Consider the following 1,275-nt stretch of genomic DNA (forward strand, 5'->3'; position numbering starts at 1 on the left):
TATCTGATAAAATATAAAGTTTTGGATGTTCAAAAGCTCCATGACTTAAGGATAATCCTTCTGATATTATACGAAAAACTTTATCATTATTAATTTTTGACAATGCACTTAATGAAACTGGCATCTTACCATTAAAGATAATAGGAAGAGTGTTACAAAATAGTCCGAAAGCTATAACAATCATTCCTCGAACCTTATAATTAAATAATAAAGAAATAATGATAAAAAATAAAGCCAAAATAGTAAAATAAAAATATTTTTTTACAAAAAAATCGCTTATAGATGAAAAATCATATATTGTAAAAAAATTAATTAAAAAAATTATCAAAATTCCACATAGAGCTAATTCTATTTTTTGATAATTAAAATTTAAAATATTTTTAAATGACCCCTTGGACAAATAAATTAATATTATTGAAAATATTAAGGCAGAAAAAATCATTACATCACCTTAAATAATAATATCACAAAATTAAGATAAAATTTATAATTATTGATTATTTTATAAAAATAGATGCTGCGACTTAGCGTAGCATCTACTTCTATAATAAATTATTCTTCAGAATTATTATCTTCTTCTTTTATTTCTACTTGTTCACTTTCATTTGTGGTGGATTCTTCACTTTCAGTTGTTTCTTCAACATCAGAAGTTTCTTCTTTGTTTTCTTCTTCGTTAGCAACTACATCAAAAGATGAATCTCCGAAAGAAAATCCTAGTAAATCACCTATAGTTGTATTAAATTCATCTTCCTTAGGTTCTTGAATTTGTTTTTTTACCCTATTTTCTTTAGGTCTTCTTGGTCTTTCTTTCTTAACCTTTGGTTTTTCAGTATTTTTCTTTCTTTTCGTCATCTTCAATAGGTTCTAGTAAAGCCTTAATAGATAAAGAAATTTTCTTATTTTCTTGGTCAATTTCAATTACCTTAACTTCAACTTCTTGACCTATTTCAAGTCTATCTTGTGGCTTTTCAATATGTTCTCTACAAATTTGAGAAACATGAAGTAATCCATCAACACCTTCTTCAAGTCTTACGAAAGCACCAAAATCAAGAATATTTACAACTTTACCCTTTACAACATCTCCAACTTTAACAGCGTTTATAAATTTATCCCAAGGCTTTTCAGTAGTTTGTTTTAATCCTAAAGCTATTCTGTCTTTTTCTTCATCAAGACTTAAAACTTGAACTTTTACTTTATCGCCAGCACTAACAACTTCTGAAGGATGTTTAACTCTATTCCAAGATAATTCAGAAATATGAACTAAGCCATCAATGC

1 protein-coding gene and 1 pseudogene are annotated in these 1,275 nt (G+C 26.5%); both read right to left on the bottom strand.

Features of this window, described 5'->3' with window-relative positions:
• A partial coding sequence (locus HMPREF9131_RS00560; RefSeq protein WP_009344784.1) for a DUF5317 family protein occupies positions 1-442 on the bottom strand: 442 nt, incomplete at its 3' end.
• A 110-nt stretch (positions 443-552) separates the two neighbouring features.
• Positions 553-1,275: pseudogene (locus HMPREF9131_RS00565) on the bottom strand (S1 RNA-binding domain-containing protein); the annotation flags it as partial.

The organism is Peptoniphilus sp. oral taxon 836 str. F0141, from assembly GCF_000179335.1.
Lineage (GTDB): Bacteria > Bacillota > Clostridia > Tissierellales > Peptoniphilaceae > Peptoniphilus_A > Peptoniphilus_A lacrimalis.